At 62.2% G+C, this 22,440-nt stretch carries 24 protein-coding genes; 15 read left to right on the forward strand and 9 right to left on the reverse strand.

Translation table 11 applies throughout. From position 1 onward, the window contains the following. Positions 1 to 11 precede the first annotated feature (11 nt). The 12 genes from ctaD to rnhA all read left to right on the forward strand — a co-directional run bounded on the left by ctaD (position 12) and on the right by rnhA (position 9,066). Positions 12 to 1,700: a cytochrome c oxidase subunit I gene (gene ctaD / locus IB277_RS01820; RefSeq protein ID WP_034801224.1), complete on the forward strand. Its 1,689-nt coding sequence runs from the start codon at positions 12 to 14 to the stop codon at positions 1,698 to 1,700. A gap of 98 nt (positions 1,701 to 1,798) precedes the next feature. Beyond that, complete coding sequence (locus tag IB277_RS01825) at positions 1,799 to 2,755, forward strand: heme o synthase (RefSeq protein WP_034801469.1); 957 nt, start codon at positions 1,799 to 1,801, stop codon at positions 2,753 to 2,755. Continuing rightward, positions 2,755 to 2,895, forward strand: coding sequence for a hypothetical protein (locus IB277_RS01830; protein ID WP_043619862.1), 141 nt, complete (start codon positions 2,755 to 2,757; stop codon positions 2,893 to 2,895). The genes IB277_RS01825 and IB277_RS01830 overlap by 1 nt, the downstream gene beginning before the upstream one ends. Before the next feature lie 11 nt (positions 2,896 to 2,906). After that, positions 2,907 to 3,500 carry a cytochrome c oxidase assembly protein gene (locus tag IB277_RS01835; RefSeq protein ID WP_110818487.1) on the forward strand — a complete coding sequence of 198 codons (594 nt, stop codon included), beginning with the start codon at positions 2,907 to 2,909 and terminating at the stop codon, positions 3,498 to 3,500. A gap of 64 nt (positions 3,501 to 3,564) precedes the next feature. Then, positions 3,565 to 4,443, forward strand: a complete 879-nt coding sequence (locus tag IB277_RS01840) for a cytochrome c oxidase subunit 3 (RefSeq protein WP_034801236.1) — start codon at positions 3,565 to 3,567, stop codon at positions 4,441 to 4,443. A gap of 99 nt (positions 4,444 to 4,542) precedes the next feature. Then, complete coding sequence (locus IB277_RS01845) at positions 4,543 to 5,031, forward strand: murein L,D-transpeptidase family protein (RefSeq protein ID WP_110818486.1); 489 nt, start codon at positions 4,543 to 4,545, stop codon at positions 5,029 to 5,031. Continuing rightward, positions 5,028 to 5,411 (forward strand): DUF983 domain-containing protein, encoded by a 384-nt coding sequence (locus IB277_RS01850; RefSeq protein WP_034801241.1) that lies wholly within the window; start codon positions 5,028 to 5,030, stop codon positions 5,409 to 5,411. The genes IB277_RS01845 and IB277_RS01850 overlap by 4 nt, the downstream gene beginning before the upstream one ends. Further along, complete coding sequence (locus IB277_RS01855; RefSeq protein ID WP_110818485.1) at positions 5,380 to 6,147, forward strand: SURF1 family protein; 768 nt, start codon at positions 5,380 to 5,382, stop codon at positions 6,145 to 6,147. The genes IB277_RS01850 and IB277_RS01855 overlap by 32 nt, the downstream gene beginning before the upstream one ends. A gap of 54 nt (positions 6,148 to 6,201) precedes the next feature. Next, positions 6,202 to 6,567, forward strand: coding sequence for a DUF1304 domain-containing protein (locus IB277_RS01860; protein WP_090294771.1), 366 nt, complete (start codon positions 6,202 to 6,204; stop codon positions 6,565 to 6,567). Between the two features lie 3 nt (positions 6,568 to 6,570). After that, positions 6,571 to 7,581, forward strand: coding sequence for a 4-hydroxy-3-methylbut-2-enyl diphosphate reductase (ispH, locus tag IB277_RS01865; RefSeq protein ID WP_090294769.1), 1,011 nt, complete (start codon positions 6,571 to 6,573; stop codon positions 7,579 to 7,581). Between the two features lie 40 nt (positions 7,582 to 7,621). After that, on the forward strand, positions 7,622 to 8,602 hold the full coding sequence (locus IB277_RS01870) for a homoserine kinase (protein WP_034801252.1): 981 nt from the start codon (positions 7,622 to 7,624) through the stop codon (positions 8,600 to 8,602). Beyond that, complete coding sequence (gene rnhA, locus IB277_RS01875; protein ID WP_034801253.1) at positions 8,599 to 9,066, forward strand: ribonuclease HI; 468 nt, start codon at positions 8,599 to 8,601, stop codon at positions 9,064 to 9,066. Before IB277_RS01870 ends, rnhA begins: the two co-directional genes overlap by 4 nt. A gap of 49 nt (positions 9,067 to 9,115) precedes the next feature. Here rnhA and IB277_RS01880 read toward each other — a convergent pair whose 3' ends face one another. Beyond that, positions 9,116 to 9,601: a peroxiredoxin gene (locus IB277_RS01880; protein ID WP_090294767.1), complete on the reverse strand. Its 486-nt coding sequence runs from the start codon at positions 9,599 to 9,601 to the stop codon at positions 9,116 to 9,118. Between the two features lie 73 nt (positions 9,602 to 9,674). Then, a complete protein-coding gene (locus IB277_RS01885) occupies positions 9,675 to 10,517 on the reverse strand; it encodes a protein-disulfide reductase DsbD domain-containing protein (protein WP_090294765.1) in 843 nt (280 codons plus the stop codon). 169 nt (positions 10,518 to 10,686) lie between these two features. Here IB277_RS01885 and IB277_RS01890 point away from each other — a divergent pair, with 169 nt between their 5' ends. Next, entirely contained in the window at positions 10,687 to 11,292 is a 606-nt protein-coding gene (locus IB277_RS01890; protein ID WP_034801471.1) for a YqgE/AlgH family protein, read from the forward strand. A 115-nt stretch (positions 11,293 to 11,407) separates the two neighbouring features. Here the strand turns inward: IB277_RS01890 and IB277_RS01895 are convergent, their stop codons facing one another. The 4 genes from IB277_RS01895 to thrC all read right to left on the reverse strand — a co-directional run bounded on the left by IB277_RS01895 (position 11,408) and on the right by thrC (position 17,953). Further along, positions 11,408 to 14,317: an EAL domain-containing protein gene (locus tag IB277_RS01895; protein WP_034801269.1), complete on the reverse strand. Its 2,910-nt coding sequence runs from the start codon at positions 14,315 to 14,317 to the stop codon at positions 11,408 to 11,410. Beyond that, a complete protein-coding gene (locus IB277_RS01900) occupies positions 14,317 to 14,928 on the reverse strand; it encodes a GNAT family N-acetyltransferase (RefSeq protein ID WP_090294764.1) in 612 nt (203 codons plus the stop codon). The genes IB277_RS01895 and IB277_RS01900 overlap by 1 nt, the downstream gene beginning before the upstream one ends. Positions 14,929 to 15,234: 306 nt before the next feature. Next, positions 15,235 to 16,536: a pitrilysin family protein gene (locus IB277_RS01905; protein WP_034801274.1), complete on the reverse strand. Its 1,302-nt coding sequence runs from the start codon at positions 16,534 to 16,536 to the stop codon at positions 15,235 to 15,237. Between the two features lie 16 nt (positions 16,537 to 16,552). Beyond that, entirely contained in the window at positions 16,553 to 17,953 is a 1,401-nt protein-coding gene (thrC, locus tag IB277_RS01910) for a threonine synthase (RefSeq protein ID WP_060584171.1), read from the reverse strand. 281 nt (positions 17,954 to 18,234) lie between these two features. On the opposite strand from thrC, the gene IB277_RS01915 reads away from it, so the two are divergent. Continuing rightward, positions 18,235 to 18,786, forward strand: coding sequence for a hypothetical protein (locus tag IB277_RS01915; RefSeq protein WP_034801474.1), 552 nt, complete (start codon positions 18,235 to 18,237; stop codon positions 18,784 to 18,786). A gap of 68 nt (positions 18,787 to 18,854) precedes the next feature. Here the strand turns inward: IB277_RS01915 and IB277_RS01920 are convergent, their stop codons facing one another. Both IB277_RS01920 and IB277_RS01925 read right to left on the reverse strand, forming a co-directional pair. Next, on the reverse strand, positions 18,855 to 19,961 hold the full coding sequence (locus tag IB277_RS01920; RefSeq protein WP_034801278.1) for an ABC transporter substrate-binding protein: 1,107 nt from the start codon (positions 19,959 to 19,961) through the stop codon (positions 18,855 to 18,857). A gap of 228 nt (positions 19,962 to 20,189) precedes the next feature. Next, positions 20,190 to 20,885: an HAD family hydrolase gene (locus tag IB277_RS01925; RefSeq protein ID WP_034801280.1), complete on the reverse strand. Its 696-nt coding sequence runs from the start codon at positions 20,883 to 20,885 to the stop codon at positions 20,190 to 20,192. Positions 20,886 to 21,065: 180 nt separating this feature from the next. Here IB277_RS01925 and IB277_RS01930 point away from each other — a divergent pair, with 180 nt between their 5' ends. Next, on the forward strand, positions 21,066 to 21,734 hold the full coding sequence (locus IB277_RS01930; RefSeq protein WP_060603882.1) for a GntR family transcriptional regulator: 669 nt from the start codon (positions 21,066 to 21,068) through the stop codon (positions 21,732 to 21,734). A 20-nt stretch (positions 21,735 to 21,754) separates the two neighbouring features. Here the strand turns inward: IB277_RS01930 and IB277_RS01935 are convergent, their stop codons facing one another. Further along, entirely contained in the window at positions 21,755 to 22,435 is a 681-nt protein-coding gene (locus IB277_RS01935; RefSeq protein ID WP_090294762.1) for a helix-turn-helix transcriptional regulator, read from the reverse strand. Positions 22,436 to 22,440 lie beyond the last annotated feature (5 nt).

Genomic DNA, 22,440 nt, shown 5'->3' on the forward strand with positions numbered 1-22,440 from the left:
GAGCTCGACCCATGGCTGGAACAGCCGTTCATCACGACCAACGCCATGATCACTCCGATCATGGCCACGCAGACCATGCGCATAAGCCTTTGAGCTTCTTCCAGCGCTGGTTCCTGTCGACCAACCACAAGGACATCGGCACGCTCTACCTGATCTTCGCGATTTTCGCGGGCATCATCGGCGGCACGCTGTCCATCTTCATGCGCGCCGAGCTCCAGGAGCCAGGCATCCAGATCTTCCACGGCCTGGCGCAGATGGTTTACGGCTTCGAGGGCGATGCTGCCATCGACGGCGGCAAGCACATGTTCAACGTGTTCACGACCGCGCACGCGCTCATCATGATCTTCTTCATGGTCATGCCGGCGCTGATCGGTGGCTTCGCCAACTGGATGGTTCCGATCATGATCGGTGCGCCGGACATGGCGTTCCCGCGCATGAACAACATCTCCTTCTGGCTGATCATTCCTGCCTTCCTGCTCGTGCTGCTTTCGATGTTCGTCGAAGGCCCGGCTGGTGCCTACGGCGCAGGGGGAGGGTGGACGATCTATCCGCCATTCTCGACATCGGGCATGCCAGGACCGGCGATGGACTTCGTCATCCTCGGCCTGCACATTGCCGGCGCGTCCTCGATCCTCGGTGCGATCAACTTCATCACCACGATCCTGAACATGCGCGCTCCGGGCATGACGCTGCACAAGATGCCGCTCTTTGCCTGGTCGGTTCTGATCACCGCCTTCCTGCTTCTGCTCTCGCTGCCGGTTCTGGCAGGCGGCATCACCATGCTGCTCACCGACCGCAACTTCGGCACGGCCTTCTTCGCGCCTGAAGGCGGCGGCGATCCGATCCTGTTCCAGCACCTGTTCTGGTTCTTCGGTCACCCGGAAGTCTACATCCTGATCCTGCCGGGCTTCGGCATCGTCAGCCACATCGTTTCCACTTTCTCGCGCAAGCCGATCTTCGGCTACCTCGGCATGGCCTACGCCATGGTCGCGATCGGCGCCGTCGGCTTCATCGTGTGGGCACACCACATGTACACCGTCGGCATGTCGCTCGACACGCAGCGCTACTTCGTCTTCGCGACGATGGTCATCGCTGTTCCGACGGGCGTTAAGATCTTCTCGTGGATCGCGACGATGTGGGGTGGTTCGATCCGCTTCACGACCCCGATGGTCTGGGCGATCGGCTTCATCTTCCTGTTCACCGTCGGTGGCGTCACGGGCGTTCAGCTCGCCAACGCCGGCCTCGACCGCTCGCTGCACGACACCTACTACGTGGTTGCTCACTTCCACTACGTTCTGTCGCTCGGCGCTGTCTTCGCAATCTTCGCTGCCTGGTACTACTGGTTCCCGAAGATGACCGGTTACATGTACTCCGAGTTCGTCGGCAAGCTGCACTTCTGGGTCATGTTCATCGGCGTGAACCTGATCTTCTTCCCGCAGCACTTCCTCGGCCTCGCAGGCATGCCGCGCCGTTACATCGACTATCCGGATGCCTATGCCGGCTGGAACATGGTTTCGTCCTACGGCTCCTACATCGCAGCCGTCGGCGTCCTGATCTTCCTCTTCGGCGTCTTCGAAGCCTTCGCCAAGAAGCGCGTCGCTGGCGACAACCCGTGGGGCGAGGGCGCGAACACTCTGGAATGGCAGCTGTCTTCGCCGCCGCCGTTCCACCAGTGGGAACAGCTCCCGCGCATCAAGTGACGGGCAAAGAACAGAAGCCGCCGGTTCCGGCGGCTTCACCCCGCCGGGCAACCGGCGACACACGGCCCTTGCGGCCGGGACTTTTGCAGGGACAGGACATGACGGTCATCGACAATCACGAAGCAGTCGGCATGGAAGGCGTACCGCGCCTGTCCGAAGCCTCTGCGCGCGATTACTTCGAGCTTTTGAAGCCGCGTGTCATGTCCCTGGTCGTCTTCACGGCATTCGCCGGGCTGGTGCTGGCACCAGGACACATCAATCCTTTCATCGGTTTCATCGCCATCCTCTGCATCGCCGTCGGCGCTGGCGCCTCGGGCGCGCTGAACATGTGGTATGACGCCGACATCGACGCGGTCATGACCCGTACCGCCAAGCGCCCGATCCCGGCAGGCAAGATCCTGCCGCAGGAAGCGCTGGCATTCGGCCTGACGCTGTCTGCTTTTTCCGTGATCATCCTCGGGCTCGCCGTCAATTGGCTCGCAGCCGGGTTGCTCGCATTCACCATCTTCTTCTACGTGGTCATCTACACGATGTGGCTGAAGCGCTCGACGCCGCAGAACATCGTCATCGGCGGTGCTGCCGGCGCTTTCCCGCCGATGATCGGCTGGGCCTGCGTGACCGGCGCCGTGTCGGTGGAGAGCATCGTGCTTTTCCTGATCACCTTCCTGTGGACCCCGGCGCACTTCTGGGCGCTCGCCCTCTTCAAGATGGGCGACTACGGCGCCGTCGGCGTACCGATGATGCCGAATGTCTGCGGCCAGGCGACCACCAAGAAGCAAATCGTCATCTACGCCGTTCTGACTGCACTTATCGGCATCTGTCCCACCTTGCTCGGTTTTGCGAGCATTGGTTACGGCGCAGTCGCAGCGGCCCTCGGCCTTGGCTTCGTGTGGTACTCTATCGGCGTGTTGCGCATGCCGGAATCAGATGAGCGCATGCTGCCGGCCAAGAAGCTCTTTGCCTTCTCGATCATGTATCTGTTCGTGATCTTCTCCGCCCTGATGGCGGATCACCTGATCGTCAATATCTGGCTGAATGCCGGGAGTATTGCCTGATGGAAACCGTCAAGCTCACTGATGCCCAGAAGAAATCGCGCCGCGGCCGCAACATCGCGCTCGGCTTCGTGCTCTTCGGCCTCGTCGTCCTCTTCTACATCGTCACGCTGATCAAGTTCGGCAACGGCATGGTCAACTGAGGCGAAATGGCATGACGAAACCACCGCAGACCACAAGCTCGCAGCGCTCCAACCGCGTCGTCGTCGGCACTTGCCTCGCTTTCGTTGGCGGCATGGTGGGCATGGCCTATGCGGCTGTACCGCTTTACGACATGTTCTGCCGCGTCACCGGCTATAACGGCACGACGCAGCGCGTCGAGCAGGCGTCCGACGTCATCCTCGACGAGAAGGTCAAGGTCACCTTTGACGCGAACACTTCGGGGGGCCTGCCCTGGGAGTTCAAGCCGGTCCAGCGCGACATCGACATCCGCATCGGTGAAACGGTGCAGGTGATGTACAAGGCAAAGAACTTGTCGTCGAAGCCGACGACGGGCCAGGCGACCTTCAACGTCACGCCGATGCAGGCGGGCGCCTATTTCAACAAGGTCCAGTGCTTCTGCTTTACCGAGACGACCCTGCAGCCGGGAGAGGAGATGGAGATGCCGGTGGTATTCTTCGTCGATCCGGACATGGTCAAGGCGGTGGAGACCAAGGACATCAAGACGCTGACCCTTTCCTACACCTTCTATCCGCGCGAACCGTCGAAACCGGTCGCGCAGGTGAAGACGGAAGAGAACAAACTTTGACTGGAGGTCCTTTTCGGCTATGCCGGAAGGGCGACAAGAGAGAGACATATCGGGGATTACTGACATGGCCGGTGCGCATCAGAAGAATCACGACTACCACATCATCGACCCGAGCCCCTGGCCGCTGCTTGCTTCCATCGGCGCCTTTGTCATGGCGTTCGGCGGCATCTGCTACATGCGTTACCTGTCGGGTAGCTCGCTGAAGATCTTCGGCCTCGAGCTTGCCAACGTCTGGATCCTGCTCGCAGGCCTCATCATCGTGCTCTACACCATGTACGGCTGGTGGTCGGACACGGTGAAGGAAGCGCACGAGGGCCACCACACCCGCGTCGTTTCGCTGCATCTGCGCTACGGCATGCTCATGTTCATCGCTTCTGAAGTGATGTTCTTCGCGGCCTGGTTCTGGGCCTTCTTCGATGCGAGCCTGTTCCCGGGCGAAGCCATCCAGGCAACCCGCGCTACCTTCACCGGTGGCGTCTGGCCGCCGAAGGGCATCGAAGTGCTCGATCCGTGGCACCTGCCGCTCTACAACACCGTCATCCTGCTTTTGTCGGGCACGACGGTGACCTGGGCGCATCACGCGCTGCTGCACAATGACCGCAAGGGCCTGATCAACGGCCTGACGCTGACGGTCGTGCTCGGCGTGCTGTTCTCCTTCGTCCAGGCGTACGAATACGCCCACGCTCCCTTCGCCTTCAAGGACTCGATCTACGGCGCGACCTTCTTCATGGCGACCGGTTTCCACGGCTTCCACGTTCTGGTCGGCACGATCTTCCTGCTCGTCTGCCTGTTCCGTGCACTGCGTGGTGACTTCACACCGAAGCAGCACTTCGGCTTCGAAGCGGCCGCCTGGTACTGGCACTTCGTTGACGTCGTCTGGCTGTTCCTGTTCTTCTCCATCTACATCTGGGGAAGCTGGGGCGCGCCGATCGCGCACGGCTGATAGCGCGAGCATCTAAGTCAAGGAACAGGGCGGTTGCAGTCATGCAGCCGCCTTGTTCTTTTGGTGGTGTGCCGCCGATCGGCTTGATGGGAGACGGAAATGAGGTTGGCCTTGGTGGCTGCTACGCTAGTGGTATCCGGCGGTTTTCCCGCTGCGGCGGCCGATAGCGCGGACAGGGTTGTCGTGCACAAGGAGCGGCGGCTGTTGCAGCTCTTCCAAGGTGACCAGGTGATCCGTGAATACACGGTTGCGCTCGGCGGCAACCCCATCGGTCACAAGCGTCAGGAGGGAGACCAGAGGACGCCGGAAGGGCTCTATTCTCTCGACTGGCGCAATCCCGGCAGCGGTTACTACAAGTCCATCCACGTCTCTTATCCGGCGCCGGCCGATGTCTCTGCCGCTGCCGCGAACGGTGTCGATCCGGGCGGCATGATCATGATCTATGGCCAGCCCAATTATTTCGGCTGGCTGGCCTTTTTGACGCAGCGCTTCGATTGGACGAATGGCTGCATTGCCGTTACCAATGCCGAAATGGAAGAAATCTGGGCCATGGTTCCCAACAACACGCCAATCGAGATCAAGCCGTGAGTGAAGACAAGGCACATTTCCCGCCGGTTGACCCGGTGATGACCGGGATCAAGGGGCTTTGCCCGCGCTGCGGCCAGGGCAAGCTTTTCGACGGGTTTCTGAAGGTCAAGCCCGCCTGCGCAAGCTGTGATCTCGACTACAAGTTCGCCGATGCCGGCGACGGTCCGGTGGTCTTCGTGATCCTGATCGTCGGCTTCATTGTCGTCGGCGCGGCGCTCTGGGCGGAGGTCAACTTCAACCCGCCGCTCTGGCTGCATTTCATCTTGTGGATCCCGCTTGCGGTGATCTTCAGCCTCGGCCTGACGCGGATGCTGAAGGGTATCCTGATCAACCTGCAATACCGCAACAATGCGCGTCCCGGCGAGATCGACCGTGGCTGAGATCGCGACCAGCAAAAAGCGTGGCCTGATCGGCCGCATCGGCACGTTGCTGCTGCTCGTCGCGACATTTGCCATTCTTGTCTCGCTCGGTACCTGGCAGATGCAGCGGTTACACTGGAAGGAAAGCTTGCTTTCGGCCATGGCCGAGCGCAGGTCTGCGCCGCCGGCGACGCTTGCCGAGATCGAGAAGATCCTCGCTGATGGTGGCGACATCGACTACCGCACGGTTTCGGTGACCGGCGGGTTCGACCACACCAAGGAGCGGCATTTCTTCGCGACGTTCAATGGCCGCACCGGCTATTACGTCTTCACGCCGCTACGGCTGGACGACGACCGTTTTCTTTTCGTCAATCGCGGTTTCGTGCCTTTCGAGCAGAAGGATGCGTCGACCCGGCTTGCCGGCGAGCTTCCCGCCTTCGTCGGCGTTCATGGTCTTGCAAGGCCGAAGCTTGACGGAAAGCCGTCGTCGCTCGTTCCCGACAACGACCTCGCCAAGAACATCTTCTACTGGAAGGATCTCGACACGATGGCGTCTTCCGTCGGCCTTCCCGCCGACAAGGTCGTGCCGCTGTTCGTCGATGCCGATGCGACGCCCAATCCGGGCGGTCTGCCGATTGGCGGTGTCACCCAGTTCGACCTGCCCAACAACCACCTGCAATATGCGCTGACCTGGTATGGGCTGGCAGCGGCTCTGGTGTTGGTCAGCGGCATCTATGCAATGCGCAGCGAGCGATAGTCTCGCGTTTGCCGTCATGCTAACCGTGTGGGACGAACGGCGGTGGGAGCAATTATGACGATCATTGCAAACACATTGATTGCTTTGACCGGCTTGCTGCATATCGGTTTTCTGGTGCTGGAAATGTTCCTGTGGACCGGGCCGAAGGGAAGGGCCGTGTTCCGCATGACGGCCGAGCAGGCCGAGACAACACGGGTGCTCGCGGCCAACCAGGGGCTCTACAACGGCTTTCTTGCCGCCGGTCTGTTCTGGTCGTTGATCCAGGCGGAAGCCGCCTTTGCCTTTCAGCTGAAGGTGTTCTTCCTTGTGTGCGTGGTCGTTGCCGCTATATATGGCGCGTGGTCGGTCAAGCCGCGCATCCTCCTCATCCAGGGCGGCCCGGCGATCGCAGCGCTCGTTTTCCTACTAATGGCATCCTGATCCATGGCATCATCAGCGGCAGAAAAATCCCCGATCACCATCCGCCTTTGCGGCCCGCGCGGCTTTTGCGCCGGCGTCGACCGCGCGATCCAGATCGTCGTCCTGGCGCTGAAGGAATTCGGCGCACCGGTCTATGTCCGCCATGAGATCGTCCACAATCGCTACGTCGTCGAAGGCCTCGAAGCCAAGGGCGCAATCTTCGTTGAAGAGCTCGACGAGATCCCGCCGGAGCACCGCAAGCAACCGGTCGTCTTTTCGGCGCATGGCGTGCCGAAATCGGTGCCCGCCGACGCGGATGCCCGCAACCTTTTCTATCTCGACGCCACCTGTCCGCTGGTCTCGAAAGTCCACAAGCAGGCGATGCGCCACAACCGCCTCGGCCGCCATGTCGTCCTGATCGGCCATGCCGGCCATCCGGAAGTGATCGGCACTATGGGCCAATTGCCTGAAGGCACGGTATCGCTGGTCGAGACCGTCGAGGACGCCGACGTCTATCAGCCGCCGGACCCGGACAATCTTGGTTTCGTCACCCAGACGACACTGTCGGTCGACGACACCGCCGGCGTCATCAAGCGGCTGCACGAGCGCTTCCCGAACCTGACGGCGCCCGCCGCCGATTCGATTTGCTACGCCACCACCAATCGCCAGGAGGCGGTGAAGCAGGCAGCACCCGGCTGCGACCTGTTCCTGGTCGTCGGCGCGCCCAACTCGTCCAATTCCAAGCGGCTTGTCGAGGTGGCCCTTCGGGCCGGCGCGAAAAAATCCGTGCTGGTCCAGCGGGCGTCGGAAATCGACTGGGACGCAATCGGCGATATCTCTACGGTCGGCCTGTCGGCCGGCGCGTCTGCGCCGGAAGTAATCGTCAACGAGATCATCGAGGCGTTTCGCGAACGCTACGACGCTTCGGTGGAACTTGCCGATACGGTCGAGGAAAACGAGAACTTCCTCGTCAACCGCGAGATCCGCCACGTGCCGCTGACGGCTGCCGACATGGCCTTCGTCAACGGCGAATAAGCCGCATTCCCTGCCCGCATTTTCTTGAGAGTGGACACCCTTGGCCGTTTACACCGATATTACGGAAGACGATCTCGCCCGTTTTCTCACCGCTTACGACGTCGGCCAGCTGACCTCCTACAAGGGGATCGCCGAGGGTGTCGAGAACTCCAATTTCCTGCTGCACACGACCAAAGGCTCCTACATCCTCACGCTCTACGAAAAGCGCGTGAATGCCGGCGACCTGCCGTTCTTCCTGGGCCTCATGCATCATCTGGCCGAGCGTGGGCTGTCCTGCCCGCTGCCGCTGCCGCGCGCCGATGGCGAGCTACTCGGTGAGCTCTCCGGCCGCCCTGCCGCCGTCATCTCCTTCCTTGAGGGCATGTGGCTGAGAAAGCCCGAAGCCAAGCACTGCCACGAAGTGGGCAAGGCGCTGGCGGCCATGCACGTCGCCGGCGAAGGCTTTGCGCTGAAGCGCACCAATGCGCTCTCCGTCGGCGGCTGGCGGCCGCTCTGGGTCAATTCCGAAGCGCGCGCCGATGAGGTTCAGGCAGGTCTCAAGGACGAGATATCGGCGGAGCTCGAACATCTGGAGCGCCATTGGCCGAAATCGCTGCCGGAAGGCGTCATCCACGCCGATCTCTTTCCGGACAACGTCTTCTTCCTCGGCGACCAGCTCTCCGGGCTGATCGACTTCTACTTCGCCTGCAACGACTATCTCGCCTATGACGTCGCCGTCTGCCTCAATTCCTGGTGCTTCGAGAAGAACGGCTCCTACAACATCACCAAGGGCATGGCGATGCTTTCGGGCTACGAGAGCGTGCGCAAGCTGACGCCCGCCGAGGTCGACGCCCTGCCGCTGCTTTGCCGCGGCTCGGCGCTGCGCTTCTTCCTGACGCGCCTCTACGACTGGCTGATGACGCCCGCGGGCGCGTTGGTGGTCAAGAAGGATCCGCTCGAATATCTGACGAAGATCCGCTTCCACCGGGCGATTACGTCCAGCGCCGAATATGGCCTGCGCCGGGACGGGGGTCAGGCATGAAACATGTCGATATCTTCACCGACGGTGCTTGCTCGGGCAATCCGGGGCCGGGCGGCTGGGGCGCTGTGCTGCGCTATGGCGAGGTGGAAAAGGAGCTGTCCGGCGGCGAGGCCGAGACCACCAACAACCGCATGGAGCTGCTGGCGGCAATCTCGGCGCTCGACGCCCTGAAAAGCGCCTGCGAGGTCGATCTCTACACCGACAGCAAATATGTGATGGACGGTATCTCCAAGTGGATCCACGGCTGGAAGAAGAACGGCTGGAAGACTGCGGACAAGAAGCCGGTGAAAAACGGCGAGCTCTGGCAGCGGCTGGACGAAGCCAATCGCCGCCACAAGGTGACATGGCACTGGGTCAAGGGCCATGCCGGTCATCCGGAAAACGAACGCGCCGACGAGCTCGCCCGCAAGGGCATGGAACCCTACAAGAAGGGGCGTCGTTCGGACTCACTTCTCGTGAAATGAAAAAAACGGGCCGCTGAGGCCCGTTTTTCATTTGCACTCGCTTCTGCGCTCAGAGCTGCTCGAGCATGGCGGCGGCGCCCGAAACGGTCGCCTGGCCAGGGCTTTCTTCGAGATTGAGCGACTTCACCACGCCGTCCTCGACGAGCATCGAATAGCGCTTGGAGCGCACACCGAGCGTGCCGGCCGACAGGTCGATGTCCATACCGAGCGCCTTGGTGAAGGCGGCGTTCCAGTCCGAGAGGAAGTGAATCTTGCCCATGCCGCCCGACGTGGTCGCCCAGGCACCCATCACATGCAGGTCGTTGACCGAGACCACGGCGATGTCGTTGACACCGCGGGCAAGGATCGCGTCGCGGTTTTCGAGATAGCCGGGCAGGTGGTTGAGCGAGCAGGTGGGCGTGAACGCGCCGGGAACGGCAAAGAGCACGACGCGCTTGCCGGCAAAGAGCTGATCGGTGGTGACCTCGACGGGACCGTCGGCGGTCTTTTCCTTGAAGGTTGCGGCTGGCAGCTTGTCTCCGACGGCAATGGTCACGGCACTCTCCTTGCGTTGCTTGCGTCTCGCTTCTCCGCACTCGTCGGAGAACTCGGCGGACTATAGATGCGCCCTAATCAAAGGCAAGGGTCGTCTCCATGCTGCGGCCCTGGGCGCGCACAGTCAAAACGATCGGCTTGCCTTTGAGTTCCCTGTCCTTGCCCGTGAGCCTCACCGGAACGGCTGCGTTTAACGCCCTGTCGCCTGCAGGCTGGATCTCGGGCTTGCCGAACGAAATGCCTGAAGGTCCGGCGAGAAAGAGTTCCGGATCCTTGTCGTCGGCGGGCAGGCGAACCGACAGATGCATCAGCGCCTTGTCGGCATCGTAGCGGCTCGCCGTCACCGAGAAATCAGCCGACGGCGCCTCCGGCAACGCGGCAACGGCATCGTCGATCCGCGCGCCGTCGAGCGGATTGTCGAAGCCGCCTTGCTTGATGGCGAGCGTTAGCTCGCCCTGAACCGGTATGCAGATGTCCTCGCAGATGCCGAGGAACACGGAGGCGCGAATGGTAACGTCGCCGCTGCCGTGGACGCGCTTCAAGGTCAGCGGAAAGGCGACCGGCCTGTCATAGCCGATGTAGCGCACGACACCGTCGTCGAACGTCTTGGGCACCGGGAAGCCGATCTTTTCCAGCTCCACGTCGCCTGCCGGGTCGAGCGTCACCTGCGGGGGAATGCCGCTTGCACCCGGCTCGCGCCAATAGGTCTTCCAGCCAGGGTTGAGCTTGACCTCCAGCGTCGCCGGGATCGTGCCATCCTCTTTGGGCTGGGCGGCGACCAGACGGATCATGCCGCCGGGGGAGGTGACCCACTCGCTGGTGGCCGCGTTGGCGCCGAAGGGGAGAAAAAAACAGCCGGCAAGGCTTGCCGCGCCGATGAACTGGGCCATTTTCTGGTGGGTGAAGCACTGGATCATATGGCAAGCAATATCGCTTTTGCCAAAACCGCTCCAGACGCTGCGACGGACGCAACGATCATAATTGCTTGATCGGACACGGCGAAGTGAACGCCGTGCGTGCAATAATTATGGGCCGCGACGCTGAGGCGCTTTTCATTTCGCGGCGAATTGATAGGCTGTTCGCATGATGGCTACTCCGATGGCGCAAAAGAGACGCGAGCGAGGCTTTCTTGACGGTCAGTTCCTGATCGCCATGCCCGGGATGTTTGACGCCAATTTCGCTCGCACGGTCATCTTCATCTGCGCCCATTCGGACGATGGCGCCATGGGCTTCATTCTCAACCGGCCGCAGCAACTGACCTTCCCCGACGTGCTGCTTCACCTCGATCTTCTCGATGAGGACGAGGCGATCCGACTCCCGCAGGTAACACGGGATTTCCAGATTCAGGCGGGCGGTCCGGTCGAGACCGGGCGCGGCTTCGTGCTGCATTCCGACGATTATCTGAGCGATTCCAGCATTCCCGTCAGCGACGATATCTGCCTGACGGCGACGCTCGACATCGTCCGCGCCATTTCGCGCGGGGAGGGGCCTGTGCGCGCGACAATGATGCTCGGCTACGCCGGGTGGGGACCGGGCCAGCTCGAATCGGAAATCACCCAGAATGGCTGGCTCACATGCCCGGCGCGCGATGAACTGATCTTCGACAAGGCGCTTGACGACAAATACGATCGGGCGCTGGCGCTGATGGGTGTCTCGGCCGCGATGCTCTCCATGGATGCCGGCCACGCCTGATTGGCGGCTGACCGACCTTTCCCAGATCCTTGATGCAGAAATGAAAAGCCCGTCGGATTGTAACCGACGGGCCTGGAGACGTTGGTCTGCGCGCTGAGCGGCGTCGCCTTGGCGATTACGCCCGCTTCATCAGTGGAAAGCGTTCCTTCAGCAGGCGCTGGATCGATTCCGAACCGATCGGCGGACCGAAGAGGAAGCTCTGCCCATAGTCGCAGCCCATCTGCGACAGCTGGATTGCGTCGTCCTCGGATTCGATGCCCTCGGCCACCACCTGCATGTCGAGCTCGCGCGCCATCGTGATGACGGAGCGCAAGAGGATGCCGCGCTTGTCGCTTGGGTCGCGCACCAGCGCCTTGTCGATCTTGATCGTGTCGAAGGGGAAGCGGGTGAGGTAGGAGAGCGATGAGTGGCCTGTGCCGAAGTCGTCGAGTGCCAGCTTGAGACCGGCTTCCTTCAGCTTTTCGAGAACGAGACGGGCCTGCTCCGGATTTTCCATTACCAGCGATTCCGTCAGCTCCATCTTCACCTTGCCCGGGTCGCAGCGGTTCTTGGTGAGAATGGCACGAACGTCGTCATAGAGCTCGTTGTTGAGAAGCTGCGCGCTCGAAAGGTTGATCGAGACGAAGATCGGCAGGTCGCCGGTCTGCAGCTGCCATTCCGTCAGGTCACTGGTCGCCCGGTCGAAGGCGAACATGCCGAGCTGGTTGATGAGGTCGGAATTCTCGGCGATCGGGATGAACTCGGTCGGCGAGATGTTGCCACGCTTGGGGTGATCCCAGCGCATCAGGGCCTCGAAGCCGGCGATCTCGGCATCGTTCAATCGCACGATCGGCTGGTAGACGAGAGAAAGTTCCTTGCGCTCGATTGCCTTCTTGAGATCGGCTTCAAGCTGCATGCGGTCCGAGCCGGAGGTGCGGAAGGCCGGGCGGAAAGGCTCGACGCGGTTGCCGCCTTCCTTCTTGGCCCGGAACATCGCGAGCTCTGCGTCGTCGAGAAGCCCGGTCGCACTCTGTTCCTGGTCGAGCCAGGAGACGAGCCCGATCGATGCCGTCAGGTTGATTTCGCGGTTGCCGTAGTTGAGGGGCACCATGATCGCCTTGCTCACCGCATCGGCGAAATCGGCGACTTTGGCCGGATCGCGCTCGGACATCAGGATCAGGCCGAACTGGTCGCCACCGAGGCGGGCCAGCGTATCCTGCGGGCGCAGCAACCGGCGCAGGCGCCGCGTCAGCGCGATGAGGATGTTATCGCCGGCGGCAATGCCCAAGAGATCGTTGACCTGCTTGTAGCGGTCGATGTCGATCGCAAGCACCGTCGGGCGGACCGAGTTGCTGCCGTCGGCCATCAAGAGCATGGCCTGCAGCCGGTCGAGGAAGACCTGACGGTTCGGAAGCCCGGTCAGATTGTCGAGCAGGGCGTTGTGCAGCAGCCGTTCGACCGAGTTGCGCTGTTCGGTAATGTCGATGATCGTGCCGACGCAGCGGATGATTTCGCCGTTGGCACCAAGCACCGGCCGGGCACGGATCGAGAGCCAGTGATAGTGGCCGTCCTCGGCGCGTACGCGGAATTCATGGTTCAGCTTGCCGCGGCGGCGTTCCAGCAACACGTCGAGCGTGGCGCGGAAGCGGTCGCGATCGTCAGGGTGAAGCCGCGGAAGCCAGTTGCGCAAGGGGCCGTGCATGCTGCCGAGCGACAGGCCGAGCTGCGTCGAGATATCGGGCATCGTCACCACCCGGTCGCGGGCGACGTCCCAGTCCCAGACGGTGTCGCCGGAGCCGGTGAGCGCCAGCGACTGGCGCTCGAGATCGGAGAACAGGCCCTGCTGGTAGCCGCTGCCGGCGACCGCGTGCTGCATGACGGTAAAGCCGATCAACAGTACGATCAGCACGAGACCACCGCCGAGCGCCGGCTGCACGATGTCGTTGGCGAGCTGGCCGGTGACCGTCAGCCAGGCGCCGAAGAGCCAGACGAGGATCAGCAGCCAGGCGGGAACGAGAAGGATCGCGCGGTCGTAGCGGTTGAAGCCGAGATAGGCGATCAGGACGATGCCGACCGTGCCGGTCAGCGCGAAGGAGAGGCGGGCGATGCCGGATGCGATCGCCGGGTCGTAGACGGCGACGCCGAACAGCAGGCCGAGGCCGAGGATCCAGGCGAGTGTCGCATAGCCGAGATGCTGGTGCCAGCGGTTGAGATTGAGGTAGGTGAACAGGAAGATCACGAGGCCGGCCGCAAGGAAGACCTCTGTGCCCGCGCGCCATATTCGCTCGTCCCCCGCCGTCACGCTGATGAGCTTCGACAGGAAGCCGAAGTCGACGCAGATATAGGCGAGAACGGCCCAGGCAAGGGCGGCCGTTGCCGGCAGCATCGAGGTTCCCTTGACGACGAAGAGGATGGTCAGGAACACCGCAAGCAGGCCGGCAATGCCGAGCACGATGCCGCGATAGAGCGTGAAGGCGTTGACCGTGTCCTTGTAGGAGTCCGGCTCCCAGAGATAGATCTGCGGCAGTTCCGGTGTTGCCAGCTCGGCGACGAAGGTGATGATGACGCCCGGCGCCAGCGTGATGCGGAAAACGTCCGCCTCGTCGCTCGGTTCGCGGCTGAGCGCGGAGCCTTCGCTCGGCGTGATCGAAAGAATGCGCTTGGAGCCGAGGTCCGGCCAGAAGAGCTTGGAATTCACCAGTCGGAAATGCGGTGCGACGATCACGCGGTCGAGCGGTTCGGCCGAAACGTTGGCGAGCGCGAACACAGCCCAGTCGCCCTGATGGTCCGCACTGTTGGAGCGCACTTCGATGCGGCGCACGATGCCGTCGGTTCCGGGTGCTGTCGAAACCTGAAAGGCTTCGTTGCGGCCGCTGTAGATTTCGGTCGTTGCCGTCAGGTCGAGCGCCGTGTCTTCGCGCGAAATCTTGACCGGCTCCAAAGCCTGGGCCGCGCCGCCGAGCGCACAGAAAATCGTCGTGAGCGTTATCAGAAACGCTGCCAGCTTGGAGGCTGACCAGGCGAAGGGCGAGCGGGCTAGAGGCATCAAAGGGGCATATTCCTGTTCGGTAGGGCATCGTCGGACAGGAGAGAAAAGAGCAGATGGTCTCGCCACTGGCCGTTGATTCTCAAGTACTGTCTTAAATAGCCTTCACGCTCAAAACCGGCCTTTTCAAGGAGCCGGATGCTTCTTGAGTTGTCCGGAATACAGGCTGCTTCAATACGGTGCAACTCAAGGGTCGAAAAGATGTAGGGGATCGCGAGCCTGAGGGCCGCAAACATGTGGCCTTTGCCCGCGTGGCGCGCGCCCATCCAGTAGCCGATCATGCAGTTTTGCCCGGCGCCGCGGCGAATGTGGCCGATCGTCAGTCCGCCGAGCAGGACCTCGCCTGGCTTGTGGAAAAGGAAGAGCGGCACCGCCTGGCCGGAGGCATATTCCTGCTCGTTGCGGACGACCCGGCCGCGGAAGGCGCCCTCGGTCATTTCGTCGGTGCGCCAGGTCGGCTCCCACGGCTCCAGGAAGGCGCGGCTGTCGCTTCTGAGCTGATACCACTGGCGATAATCGGAATAGCGGGGGAGGCGGAGCAGGTAATTCTGGTCGGCGATTTCGACCGTCTCCGGCTGCCGCGACAGGAACCGAAAAACCGATCGTGTCATAGCTGCCTCCGAGGCCGTTCCGTTTACGCGCGAGGACCTTGTACCATCCGCCCGACGGCACGTCTTTGCGCCGTCACAAATCGAAACGTTGCACAACTTTGCGCGCAAATCGAATCCGATTTTGCGAAAAGTCGCAAAGACTTCACCATTCGGACATGCGGTCATCATCCGTTGCGCGCCGGCTGGCCGAACGCAGTTTCCAGGCGACGCTTGAAAGCGCCTTCCGTGCGAAATTGCGCAATGTTTGGGAGGCCGGGATCGCTTCATCGTTTTGATGAAATGGAGCCCGGCCGTTCAGCCTTCGTCTTAGCTTGCGACGGCGTGCGGGACGGCGGCCTTGCCGGTCAGCGACGACAGGATGTCGCCCATCGGGGCAAGCTGTTCCAGCGGGCCGATCGCCGAAAGCGTCGGCGTGGTGTCGAAGAACAGCCGACCGGCAAGGTCGGTCAGGCGCTCGATGGTGATGCCGGAGAGGCGCTCCATCAGTTCTTCATTCGGGATCGGGCGACCGTAGAGCATCATCTGACGGGCGATCTGGCCGGCACGGGCCGCCGGGCTTTCCTGACCCATCAAAAGCTGTGCGCGGATCTGGGCACGGGCGCGCTCGATTTCCTGCTGCTCGATGTTCATCGAGGATTTGCGCAGTTCATCGACGATGACGGGCATCAGCTCCGGCAGGTTCTCGCCGCCGGTCGCAGCATGCACGCCGAAGATGCCGGTGTCGGAGAAACCCCAGTGGAAGGCATAGACCGAATAACAGAGGCCACGGTGCTCGCGCACTTCCTGGAAGAGGCGCGAGGACATGCCGCCGCCGAGAATGTTGGCGAGGATCTGCGAGCAATAGAAGTCGCGCGCGTGGTAGGCCTTGCCTTCAAAGCCGAGCAGCACCTGCGCGTCCATCAGGTCGCGGGTTTCGCGGCTCTCGCCGCCGGTGTAGAGGGCAGTTTCGAGCACGGGCGTTGCGATCGGTGTGCGCGGCAATGACGAGAAGCGTTCTTCGACCTGGCGAACAAAGGATTCGTGTTCGACGGCGCCGGCGGCGACCACAAACATGCGGTCGGTCGTGTAGTTGCGGCCGAGATAGTGCCGGATCTGGTCGGCGGAGAACGACATGACCGTGTCCGGCGTGCCGAGGATCGGCCGGCCGACGGTCTGATTGCGATAGGCGGTCTCGGCGAAGCGGTCGAAGACGACATCGTCGGGTGTGTCGTCGGCAGCGCCGATCTCCTGCAGGATCACGTGCTTCTCGCGGCGCAGTTCTTCCTCGTCGAAGCTGGACTCGGTCAGAATGTCGGCGAGAATATCGACAGCAAGCGGCACGTGGTCCTTGAGAACCCTGGCATAATAGGAGGTCGTTTCGGTGGAGGTCGCAGCATTGACCTCGCCACCGACGTTTTCGATCTCTTCGGCAATCTGGCGGGCGGTGCGCCGCGCGGTGCCCTTGAAAGCCATGTGCTCCAGCAGATGGGCAATGCCATGTTCGCCGAGAGTTTCATTGCGCGAACCGGACTTGATCCACACGCCGAGCGCCACACTTTCGAGATGCGGCATGTGCTCGGTTACCACCGTCAACCCGGAAGGGAGCCGGGTGCACTCAACTTTCATCATACGTTTCTTCTCGTTCTTACCCCCGGAGACGGGTACGCTCGCCGATAAAGGTTTCGACGGTTTTCAGGTCCGGATCCAGGATATCGAAACGCTCCTCCCTGTTCATCAGGTCAGCAAGCCACGTCGGAAGCGCCGGGTCAATACCACTTGCCGATTTTACCGCGTCCGGGAATTTCGCCGGATGGGCGGTGGCAAGCGTCACCATGGGAGCGGATGCCTTCTCGTGTTTGGCGGCGACGAAGACACCGACGGCGCTATGCGGATCGAGCAGATAGCCCGTGTCTGCAAGCGTCTTTGCGATCGTCTTGGCGACTTCTTTCTCCGAGGCGCGACCGGCGCGGAACTCCTTGCGGATCGCCTTCAGCGCCTTTTCGCGGATGGTGAAGGAACCGGACTGCTTCAGCCCGTCCATCGCCGAGCGGATTTCGCCCGGGTCGCGATCGTTCGCCTCGAACAGAAGCCGTTCGAAGTTCGACGAGATCTGGATGTCCATCGACGGTGCGGTGGTCGCCTTGACGTCGCGCATCTCGTAGCGGCCGGTCTTCAGCGTGCGGGCGAGAATGTCGTTTTCGTTGGTGGCGATGATCAGCTTGTCGATCGGCAGGCCCATGCGCTTGGCGACGTAGCCGGCGAAGATATCGCCGAAGTTACCGGTGGGGACCGTGAAAGAGATCTTGCGGTCTGGGCCGCCGAGCGCGACCGCCGTCGTGAAGTAATAGACGATCTGGGCCATGATGCGCGCCCAGTTGATCGAGTTGACACCCGAAAGCTTGACACGGTCGCGGAAGGCGGCGTCGTTGAACATCGCTTTGACGAGGTTCTGGCAGTCGTCGAAGTTGCCGTTGACTGCAATCGCATGGACGTTCGATGCGCTCGAGGTCGTCATCTGCCGCTGCTGCACCGGCGAGACTTTGCCGTGCGGGAAAAGAATGAAGATGTCGGTGCGCTCACGACCGGCAAAGGCGTCGATGGCGGCGCCCCCGGTGTCGCCCGAAGTCGCGCCGACGATGGTGGCGCGCTCGCCGCGTTCGGAAAGCACATAGTCCATCAGCCGGGCGAGCAGTTGCATCGCCACGTCCTTGAAGGCGAGCGTCGAGCCATGGAAGAGCTCCATGACGAAGGCGTTCGGTCCGGTCTGCACCAGCGGCGCCACCGCCGGGTGGCGGAAGGTGGCATAGGCCTCGTCGATCATTTCGCGGAACTTGGCCGCCGGGATCTCGCCATTGATGAAGGGTTCGAGCACGGTAAAGGCAATGTCCTGGTAGGATTTGCCGCGCAGGCCGCGAATTTCCTTCTTGGAAAACTTCGGCCATTCCTTGGGGAGATAGAGACCGCCATCGCGCGCAAGACCGGCAAGCAGCGCGTCGCAGAAGCCGAGAGGAGCGGCTTCGCCGCGCGTCGAGATATACTTCACCATCGTTGTCCTTCGTCCCACCTCAAGGATTGCGGCGACCTTGGGAAACGTCGTCGCGACACGCTCGTCTTATTGCGTCAGTCCTTGACAGAGTCTGCATCTATTCTTGTCACCGACCCAATTTCCGGTCGCAAAACTAGCTTCGGAAAATTCGGAAGGGACGGACTGACCCAATCGATTTTTCAGTTTGTCGCTGCTATAGACGATGCCCGAAGGCCATGAAAGGTCTTCCGGCCGAGATTTCGGTCAAGGAGTTTCAACCGGTCCAGCAGAGGTTGTTCAACGTGTTTGGCAAAGTTTCCCGGCCTGTTCTCGCAATATCTTTTCTCGCAGTCCTAGCCGGCTGCAATAAGACGCAATCCGGTGGGGCGATCGACGCAGGCGGCAGTGCCGCTGCTCCGACGCCGGCCGTCGTTCAGGCCGCATGCCCGCAGGTCGTCATTCGTGACGGCACAAATGTGCATGCCAGCTACGCAAAGGGGGCCAAGAACGACCCGACGAAGCTCGTCTATCAGGCCTCCCTGGCAGACACCACGCGGCAATGCGTGCAGAGCGAGAGCGCGTTGACGATAACCGTCGTGGTCCAGGGCCGCGTCGTCAGCGGTCCTGCCGGTGGTCCCGGCAAGGTCACCATGCCGATCCGCGTGGCTGCAACCGACGAAGACAAGACGCTCTATTCGGAACTGACGCAGCATGCGGTGGAAATCCCCGCAACCGGTTCGGCCCAGTTCGTCTTCACCAAGGCCGACGTGACGCTGCCGGCCGGCGCCGGATCCAATGTCACCGTCTATGTGGGCTTCGACGAAGGCCCGCCGGCCAAGGGCAAGAAGAAGTAAGCAGCGGCCTATGCCGCAAAAAAAACGCCGGGGCTTGCCCCGGCGTTTTCATTTCCGTCGTGTGCGGCTTATTCAGCCGGAACGCTCTTGCCGCCTTCCCACTTGTAGAGCGAGAAAGCCTGCGAGGTCAGGTCGCCGGCTTCGCTGTAGGTCAGCTTGCCGAGAACCGTGTCGATGGCTTCGCCAGACTTGATCGCAGTTGCAACCGCGGTCGCGTCTTCGGCGGAGCCTGCCTTCTCGATGCCGGCCTTCAGCACCTGGACGGCAGCATAGGCGTTGAGCGTGAAGGCTTCGGCCGGGATGTTCTTCGCCTTCAGCGCTTCGACAGCCGGAGCCGAGGCGGGGTTGCTGGTCGCGTCGCTGGCATTGGTGTAGACCGTGCCGGTCGCAGCTTCGCCGCCGATTGCCCAGAACTCGGTGTTGGACAGGCCGTCGCCGCCGAAGATCTGCGCCTTCACGCCCTGGTCGTGCATCTGGCGTGCCAGCAGGCCACCTTCCGGATGGTAGCCGCCGAAGTAGACGACATCGACGTTTTCCGACTTCAGGCGGGTAACGATCGCGCTGAAGTCCTTGTCGCCCGGGTTCAGGCCTTCATAAACGACTTCGGTGATGCCGCCGGCATTGATCGCCTTCTTGAAGCCGTCAGCAAGGCCCTTGCCGTAAGGCGCCTTGTCGTGGAGGACGGCAATCTTCTTGTCCTTGAGGTTCTTGACCACATAGGCAGCGGCGACTTCGGCCTGCTGGTCGTCGCGGCCGCAGGTGCGCAGCACGTTCCAGAGACCGCGGGTGGTGAGGTCAGGCGTGGTTGCCGTCGGTGTCACCATCAGGATGCCGTTTTCGGCAAGGATGTCCGAAGCCGCCATCGAGGTGCCCGACAGAACCGGGCCGACGACGTAGCGGATGCCTTCACCAGCAGCCTGGTTGGCAACCGAAACGGCCTGCTTCGGATCGCCGGCGTCGTCGAGCATCTTCAGCACGATCTTCTCGCCATTGATGCCGCCAGCCTTGTTGATCTCGTCTGCAGCCGTTTCCGCGCCGTTCTTAACCTGCTCGCCATAGGCCGCGACCGGGCCGGTGAGCGGCGTGATCACGCCAATGGTGATGTCGGCGAAGGCGAGCGGGCCAAAGGCGACGCTGGCCGCCAGGGTCAGGCCGGTCAACATTGAAAGACGCATTGTGTTTCCTCCTAAAAATACCCCGATGGGGCTTGCTTGGTACGGCCCTCGTGCGCGGCTCCTCGAAAACCGGGAAGATTTTCTAGGGGACGTGACGCCACTGCAATGTGTCATCATGTCCCCCGGCGTCTAATTGGACGTCTGCCGTGTTGGCCGAAGGCTTCTTTCCCGCTCCGGCCGAAAGCCGGAGCGAAAGGGGCATGGCGGTGTGCGACCGCCTGCGGCCAATCAGGCCGTCATCGACTCCGACCATGCGGAAAGGGCCGCGATCACGCCCGGCAACGCCGTCATGCGCGAAATCACCGTTTCCGCACCCGCTTCGGTCAGCTGGTCGGCATGCGAGGGGTGGGTGTGCGAACCGCCGGTGAAGCCGACGACGCGCATGCCAGCGGCACGTGCACCGTGGATGCCGTGCACGGAGTCCTCGATCACCAGCACCCGCGACGGGTCGACGCCCATCTGCTTGGCGCCGTGCAGGAAGATATCCGGCTTCGGCTTGACGCGGTCGGCGCCGAGGTCGCGCGCGGAATAGATGTGTCGGCCGAAATGGTCCTTGATGCCGACCTTGCCGAGCATCATGGCAAGTCGCGCCGAGGTCGAGTTGGAGCAGATGCAGTGCGGCAGCGTCAATTGCGCCAGCATCGGCTTGACGCCGTCGATGATGTTGAGGTCGCGGGCAAGGCGCTCGTCGAGGATGACGTCGACCTTGCTGATGAGCTGGGCCGAAAGCGGGATGCTTGCTTCCTTCTCGATTTGCAGCAGCGTGTTGTGCCAGGTCATGCCGGCAAAACGCTCCGCCATTTCCTCGACGCTGATCGGGTAACCCGCTTCTGTCAGCAGTGCTGCTTCGACTTCCGATGCGATGATTTCGGAATCGACGAGAACGCCGTCGCAATCAAAAATGATGAGATCGATACCGGTCATATGGAACAGTTCCCTGGGAGGAGAGGCGCCGCAGGCGGGGGGAGGAATGTTCGCGCGGCGCGGGGCTTTCGTACGGCAGAGCTTTTATACGATGGTAGGCCAAAGCTCAACCATTGGAAATTATCGAAACCGCCCGTGCGCTTGCTCGACAGTATTGTTTCGCGGCTCTATCAGTAGGCGATGGAAAAGCAGCAGGACGACACGCTCGCAAGTCGCATCAGCAAGGCCCTGGCCGAGCGGATCATCTCCGGTATGCTGATGCCCGGGGAGCGCTTGCGACAGGATCATATCGCCGAGGAATTCGGCGCGAGCCACGTTCCCGTTCGCGAAGCCTTTCGACGGCTGGAGGCCCAGGGCCTTGCCGTCAGCGAGCCGCGCCGCGGCGTTCGCGTCGCCTCCTTCGACCTGAAGGAGGTGAGGGAGGTCGCCGAAATGCGCGCGGTGCTGGAGGTTCTGGCGCTTCGCCATGCCATCCCGCATCTGACGCCGGCGATCCTCGATCGGGCCGAGATGGCCACGGCCGCCGCCGATACTTCGCGCGACGTGCGCTCCTGGGAGGCGGCAAACCGCGCCTTCCATCGGCTGATCCTCGAACCCTGCAGCATGCCGCGGCTGCTGGCGGCGATCGATGATCTGCATGCAGCGAGCGCCCGCTTCCTGTTTTCCGCCTGGCGCACGAGCTGGGAGGCGCGCACCGATCACGATCACCGCGCGATCCTCGCCGCCTTGCGCGAAGGCCGAGGCGACGAGGCGGCAAAGATCCTCGAACGCCATGTGGGCTGGATCGGCAAGACGCCGGTCAGGACCGCCGCGGGCGAAACCCGCGAGGCCTTTTCCATCGTCGGCTAGAATGGTTTTGCTGGCAGCAGCTACTGCGGAAACAGCTCGGAAAAAGCCTTCTCACCGTTGGCGGTGAAGCGGATGGCGCGGCTGTTCGCCTCGCGCTTGGCCCAGCCCTTGTCGATGAATAGCGTCAGCAACGCTTCGCCAAGCGAACCGGCCAGATGCGAGCGGCGCTCGCTCCAGTCGAGGCAGGTGCGGCAGATCGGGCGGCGGGATTTCTTGAGTGCTGAATAGTCGATGCCGAGCGCCTCGATCCGGTTCTGCCCGTCGGGCGTCAGCGCCAGGTCGTCGCCGGTGACTTCGATCTGCTTTTCGGCAATCAGGCTGTCATACATGCGCACGCCATAGTCGCCGGCCAGGTGATTGTAGCAGACGCGCGCTTTTCTCAGCGCCGGATCCTTCGGCCCGGGGCGGTGCCGGTTCATGCCGCGGCTGGCGGCAAAGCCCATCAGGTTCTCGAGCATCAGCCCGACTTCGTCTTCTGCCAGCTGAAAATATCGGTGACGGCCTTGCTTGCGCTGGCTGAGCAGACCGCCGGCCTCGAGCTTGGCCAGGTGGGAACTGGCGGTCTGCAGCGTGATGCCGGCATGGGTGGCAAGCTCGGTTGCGGTCAGCGCACTACCCCCCATCAGCGCCGTCAGCATGTTGGCGCGGGCGGGATCGCCGATCAGCGATCCGATGAGAGCGATGTCTGGACCTTCCTTCATACTTC

The organism is Ensifer sp. ENS07 (assembly GCF_014852185.1).
Taxonomy (GTDB): domain Bacteria; phylum Pseudomonadota; class Alphaproteobacteria; order Rhizobiales; family Rhizobiaceae; genus Ensifer; species Ensifer adhaerens.